This is a genomic window from Mesorhizobium sp. M7A.F.Ca.CA.001.08.2.1, from assembly GCF_003998455.1.
Classification (GTDB): Bacteria; Pseudomonadota; Alphaproteobacteria; order Rhizobiales; family Rhizobiaceae; genus Mesorhizobium; species Mesorhizobium ciceri.
In genome coordinates, this window is record NZ_RZPW01000372.1 from 1 (window position 1) to 5961 (window position 5961).

The following is a 5961-nucleotide window of genomic DNA, read 5'->3' on the forward strand; positions in this document are numbered from 1 at the left end:
TCCACGATCCGTTCGGAGAGGTAATAGCCAATCGCACCGCCCCAAAGGATGCCCCCCGGCACCCCTTCGGCGAGCCAGACATTCTCCAGGCCCCACGCCTGCCCCATCAGCGGCAGCTCATCGGCCGTCATCTGGAAAGGTCCTCGCACATTGCGCTTGATGCCGGCGCGCCCGAGCGCGGGAACCAGTTCGGTGGCGCGCTCCCAGTTCCAGGAAACGGCATCGAAATCTTCATCGAGCAGATCGGCGCCGAACCATTCCGGGACGCCGTTTTCGGCGAACAGCTTGAGCTGCTCGGTGCGCTCATAGGGACCGAACATCAGCCCGTCTCCCTCTTCGCGCAGATAGCCCTCGTAACCCTCGTCCCTGAGGATCGGCATCTCCGGAAGACCAAGCCGTTTGCGTTCCACGATTTCGGGAACCGCCTCGGTGATCCAATACTGGTGCAGGATCGGAATCGCGGGAATGTCCAGGCCCAGCATGGCGCCTGTCTGGCGTGCGTAATTGCCTGTTGCAAGGATGACATGTTCACAGACGATCTCGCCGCGTGAGGTCTTGACCCTCCACCCGCCGCTCGGCATCCGCTCGAAACCCACGACCTCGGTATCAAGATGGATCTTCGCGCCGAGGTCGCGTGCACCCTTGGCCATGGCCTGGGTGACATCGGCGGGTGCAATGTGGCCGTCATCGGGATGATAAAGGGCACCCAGCATGCTGTTGTTGTCGAGCAGCGGCCAGATTTCTCGCGCTTCCGCGGGCGATACGATCCGGGCCCGCACACCCTGGACCTCGGCAACGTCCATGTAGCTTCTGTACTCGTCCAGCCTGTCGCGCGTGTTGGCAATGCGCAGCTGGCCGCATTTGTGCCAGCCGACGTTCTGGCCCGTCTCCGCCTCCAGCCCCTCATAGATTTCGATCGACCTGGCTATCATGCGGCCGACATTGCGGCTGCGCGCGTAAGAGGGGATGAGCCCCGCGGCATGCCATGTCGACCCGGCCGTAAGCTGTGTTCGCTCCAGCAATGCCACATCGGTCCAGCCGCGCTTTGCCAGACCGTAGAGAATGCCTGCACCCACACAGCCGCCACCGACCACGACCGCACGAAAGGAACTCACCATATGCGCGTGCCCTTGTATGAAATTGCCACCGGTCCACATGAACGCATGCGCATACTGTCAGACAGCATCCGGCTTTTCAGCATATTTCCTTGTCTGGAACGCAGCAGTGGTCACCCGACTGTTGGGCCACGAAGCCGGCCGAACTGTCAGCCTTCGCGCCCGCGTTCAGGCCGCTTTTTTGCGTTTTGCCTAGCTATATTCCGATTGCAGCATTCGGGATCGGGACATGATCTTCGTTGATCAGCACGATCGGCGCATCGGCTCCCTCGACCCTGACGACCAGCAGGCGCAGGCTCCACGTGCCGGCTGTCCGGACAGCCGTCGAATAGGCCGTGCCCTTGCCCCTGGCGCCGTGGACCGGAATGCCGAACTGGGCGTCACCAGCCCCATTCGCATCGACGTTGAGATGGCCGCCGACCCAGAAACTGTCGGTCAAATCATCACCCAACGCCGCCTTGACGCGGTCGTCGGCGCGAAGCCTGTCCATCGTCATGAGATAGGCATCGCTGCCTTTCAGGACGTAGGGAATGCTGCCGACCATCGTCGCGCAGCCGCCAATCCCGACCACCCAGACGGCAAGGCCGGCGATTGCCCAGTTGCGCTGCGTCTTGCGAAACTGCTCGGGGTCGCGCCAGGCGCGGTTCTGCCAGGCCCAGCGGCTGCCGCGTGCGCCCAGCACGATGATCATGATGATGTTGACGACAGGGATCAGCGCCAGCAACGCAATGAAGGTGCTGTTGCCGATGCCCCAGATCCAGTTGAGGAAGAAGGCGCCCCAGTTCCAGCGGTCGAGTTCGGCTGGAATTTCAGCCGGCTGGTTGAGCGGTTGTCCGGCCATCATGTCCCCAATCGGTAACGTACGGACTGATTCTAGCGCATGCGCTCCTCTATGCGCAAAATCAAAGTTTTGCAGCCCCGGTCAGGTCTTGTTGGACAGCCGGCGAAAATTCGCTTTCACGGCACGGCTTGCCGGCTTCAGCGCGGCGCTGATCGAGCGCTCCGCCGCAACCCCGTTGAACAGCGATGGCGTGCGGCCGGAAAAAACTTCCGGCCAGAACCGCGACGCCGATTGCAGGAAAGACATTTGCGCCGCAAACGCGCCTTCGGCCATAGCGGCGGTCTTCTCGTTGACCGCACGTGCCGTCTCCGTACTCCATGGCTGGCGGCTCCCGCCATCCATGGCCATCAACGGTAGCCGCATCATCGCCACCAGCGGCGCCAGCATCAGGTCGCCGCTGATGCTGGCCGCTTCTCGCGTCCGTCGGCTCTTGCCGGTTTTTCTCATGGAAACAAACCCCTTGTGGCGGCCGAATCAGCCGCTGCCCCACACACTACGCGCTTGTGATGGAATTCGTTCCCTCGCCGCTTCGGCATGGTCTCAAGGCTGGGCGCGCCCGCCGAAGAGCGCCCAGCCGAGGGGTCGAGTTCTACCGCTTGCGAAGATCGGCTTGCGCCAGATCCAGCGCCTTCGAGATGCGGTCGCAGGCCATGTCGATCGTATCGCGGGTCCAGATCAGCGGCGGCGACAGGATCATCGTGTCGCCGGTGGCGCGCAGCATCATGCCATTCGTGATGGCGTGATCCCGCACGGTTACCGCCGCACTTCCAGCCGGCAGGAACCGCTCCTTGGTCGCCTTGTCCTTGACGATCTCGATCGCGCCCATCAGTCCGATCGAACGGACCTCGCCGACCAGATCATGTCCGGCAATGCGCTCCTGCAACGCCTTGGCGAAGTAAGGGCCGGTGTCGTTCCGGACGCGGTCGACCAGCCCTTCGCGCTCGATGATCTCGAGGTTCTTCAGCGCCACGGCGCAGGCCACCGGATGCCCGGAATAGGTGTAACCGTGATTGAACTCGCCGCCCTTCTCGACCAGCGTCGAGGCGATGCGGTCGCCAACCAGCAATGCCGACAGCGGCTGATAGCCCGAGGTCAGCGCCTTGGCGGTGGTGATCGTGTCGGGCTCGATGCCGAGTGTCTGTGCGGCAAACCATTCGCCGGTGCGACCATAACCGGTGATGACTTCGTCCAGCATCAGCAGGACATCGTATTTACGGCAGATGCGCTGCACTTCCGGCCAATAGCTCGCCGGCGGTATCTTCACGCCGCCGGCTCCCATGATCGGCTCGCCGATAAACGCAGCAACCTTGTCGGCGCCGGCTTCGAGGATCGCCTCCTCGACAGCCCCGGCCGCGCGCAGACCGAAATCATGATCGCTCTCGCCAGGCAGCGCCAGCTCATAGGCATAGGGCATCATCACATGGACGATGTTGGGCACCGCACCGTTGAGCTGCTTGTGCATACCATCCATGCCGCCGAGCGAGGTGCCGGCAACGGTCGAGCCGTGATAGGCCATCTTGCGCGAGATGATGCGGTTCTTCTCCGGCTTGCCCTCCAGCACCCAATAGTGGCGCACGAGGCGCAGCGCGGTGTCGTTGGCTTCCGACCCGGAAGAGCCGTAGAATACCTGGTTGACGTGCTTCGGCGCGATCTCCGCCAGCTTCTTGGACAGCAGCACTGGCGTCGGCGTCGAGCATTTGAAGAAGGAGTTGTAGTAAGGCAGTTCCTTCATCTGGGCATAGGCGGCCTCGGCCAGCTCGTCACGGCCATAGCCGATGTTGACGCACCACAGCCCGGCCATGCCGTCGAGGATTTCAGCCCCCTCGGAATCGTAGATGAAAGGGCCGTTGGCATGGGTGATGATGCGCGACCCGGCCCCGCGCATTTCCTTGTGGTCGGTGAACGGATGCAGATGATGCGCGGCGTCGATCTGCTGAAGCTGCTTCAGCGAATAATTCTGATAGGTCATGTCTGATCTTCCCTCTGGATTCTATCCGGCCAAGCCGGGGCGAATGCTTCAGAGGAAGAGAGGTGGCGAATAGCCGATGCGGGCGCACAGCCGCAAAAGCTCGGCGCGCAGCGTGCGCGGTGACGGCGTCACCGCGACCCGCAATGCGCGAGCCTCGAATGCGTCAATCAACATCCTGACGAGAGCCATGGAAGCCACCTTAGAGCAAAGGCTGCTCGAGGAGAACCACCCTTTGCTTGGCCCATAACTGAATGACTCTAGGCCTTGGCTGTCAGCGCCCTCTGCAAGAAGACATATTTCATCGCCGTCTGCGCCGCCTGCGGCCGGCGGTCGCCACGCCCGCCATGGCCGCCCTCGGTCTCCTCGAAGAACAGCGTCCTGGCATGGCCGGCTTCCTGCAGGCGGGCGGCCATCTTGCGCGCGTGGCCGGGATGGACCCGATCGTCAGCGGTCGATGTGGTCAGCAGCACAGGCGGATAGGCGGCAGCGGCGTCGACATGCTGGTAGGGCGAGTAGGCTGAAAGCCACTTCGCGTCTTCGGGTTTCGACGGATCGCCATATTCGGCCATCCACGAGGCTCCAGGCGGCAATTCGGCGTAACGCAGCATGTCGAGCAGCGGCACCTCGATGATGACGGCGCCGAAAAGCTCGGGATGCTGCGTCAAGGAAACGCCGGTCAGCAAGCCGCCATTCGAACCACCCTGGATGCCGAGCGAGCTTGCTGTCGCGATGCCGCGCTTGACGACGTCCTGCGCGACCGCTGCGAAATCGTCGAATCCGTTCTGGCGATTGCCCTTGAGCGCCGCCTGATGCCAGGCTGGGCCGAACTCGCCGCCGCCGCGGATGCATGCCTGCACATAGGCATTGCCTTTCTCCAGCCACAGCTTACCACGCACGCCGGCATAGCCGGGCAGCAGCGGCACTTCGAAGCCGCCATAGCCGTAAAGCAGCGTCGGCACCGGACCTTTCTGGTCGCGCCGCCTGACGACGAAATAGGGGATCATCGTGCCGTCCTTGGAGCGCGCCTCGAACTGTTCCGAGATGAGCGGCGAGGCATCGAAACGCGCCGGCTGCGACTTCACGGTGGCGAGCGTCTCGCCATTGTCGTCGGACCAGATGATCGAACTCGGGGTCAGGAAATCGGTGAAGGAGAAGGACACGCTCGAGCCGAACTGCTCGGCATGACTGATGCCGACATTGCCATTTTCGGGCAGCGCCACCGGTTTCAGCGACCAGTTGCCATCCATGCGCTCGCAGACGACGACTTTGCCGCGCACATTGTCCATCAGGCTGACGAACAACCGGTCCCGCGTGCGGGCAATGCCGGCTATGGAAACGCGATATGCCGGCTCGAACAAGGTTTCGACAGGCCCGATCGCGCCGGTTGCGACCCAATGTGCAATATCGACCGAATAAAGACCGTCGGGCTTGCAAACCGTGTCGTCGGGCGCCGTCCATGCACTGCGCACGCCGAACACGAGCTGATCCCTGAATATTGCCGTATCGGTCATGTCGTCCGGTAGCGGCAGCTGTTTGTTTTCGCCGGAAGGCAGCCGAAGGAAGATGTGCGAAGCGAAGAAATTCAGCGTTCGAGCCAGGACCAGATAGCGTCTGTCACCGTCGTACTCGACAGCGGCACCAACGGCGAGATCCTCTTTCTGCGCCTCGAAGATCGGCGTCGCGTCTTCCAGCTTGGTATCGCGCTTCCACAGCTTTATGACTCGCGGATAGCCGGACTCGGTCTTGTCGGCCTCGTCGAAAGCGGCCGAAACAATCACGGTGTCCTTATCCAGCCAGCTGAAACCCGACTTGGAAGCGGGTGCACGAAACCCACCCTCGACAAACGACTTGGTCGCGATGTCGAATTCGCGCATCTCGCTGGCGTCGCCGCCATCCGGCGACATCGAGACAAGGCAAAGGTTGAAGTCGGGATAGAGCCGGCTGGCGCCGCCAAAAACCCATTTTATCTCTTCCTCCGCCGCAAGCTGGTCGAAGTCGATGATCGTTTCCCAGTCGGGCTTCTCGGTCTTGTAGGA

The 5961-nt window shown here is 62.4% G+C and carries 6 protein-coding genes; all 6 read right to left on the reverse strand.

The window, feature by feature from the left end:
• Nucleotides 1-1118: FAD-binding oxidoreductase (locus EN914_RS20970; protein WP_164778826.1), on the reverse strand; the 1118-nt coding region annotated here is incomplete at its 3' end.
• A 193-nt stretch (nucleotides 1119-1311) separates the two neighbouring features.
• Complete coding sequence (locus EN914_RS20975) at nucleotides 1312-1956, reverse strand: cytochrome c oxidase assembly factor Coa1 family protein (protein WP_024501290.1); 645 nt, start codon at nucleotides 1954-1956, stop codon at nucleotides 1312-1314.
• Between the two features lie 81 nt (nucleotides 1957-2037).
• Complete coding sequence (locus EN914_RS20980) at nucleotides 2038-2403, reverse strand: hypothetical protein (protein ID WP_013531203.1); 366 nt, start codon at nucleotides 2401-2403, stop codon at nucleotides 2038-2040.
• A 142-nt stretch (nucleotides 2404-2545) separates the two neighbouring features.
• Nucleotides 2546-3925 (reverse strand): aspartate aminotransferase family protein, encoded by a 1380-nt coding sequence (locus EN914_RS20985; protein WP_013531202.1) that lies wholly within the window; start codon nucleotides 3923-3925, stop codon nucleotides 2546-2548.
• Nucleotides 3926-3973: 48 nt separating this feature from the next.
• Nucleotides 3974-4114: a hypothetical protein gene (locus tag EN914_RS20990; RefSeq protein WP_063172368.1), complete on the reverse strand. Its 141-nt coding sequence runs from the start codon at nucleotides 4112-4114 to the stop codon at nucleotides 3974-3976.
• A gap of 68 nt (nucleotides 4115-4182) precedes the next feature.
• The coding region (locus EN914_RS20995) for a prolyl oligopeptidase family protein (protein WP_164778827.1) at nucleotides 4183-5961 on the reverse strand (1779 nt) is incomplete at its 5' end.

Bases quoted from the DNA above. Each gene is read 5' to 3' on its own strand.
- EN914_RS20980 (WP_013531203.1), bottom strand. From the start codon at position 2,403: ATGAGAAAAACCGGCAAGAGCCGACGGACGCGAGAAGCGGCCAGCATC.
- EN914_RS20990 (WP_063172368.1), bottom strand. From the start codon at position 4,114: ATGGCTCTCGTCAGGATGTTGATTGACGCATTCGAGGCTCGCGCATTG.
- EN914_RS20985 (WP_013531202.1), bottom strand. From the start codon at position 3,925: ATGACCTATCAGAATTATTCGCTGAAGCAGCTTCAGCAGATCGACGCC.
- EN914_RS20975 (WP_024501290.1), bottom strand. From the start codon at position 1,956: ATGGCCGGACAACCGCTCAACCAGCCGGCTGAAATTCCAGCCGAACTC.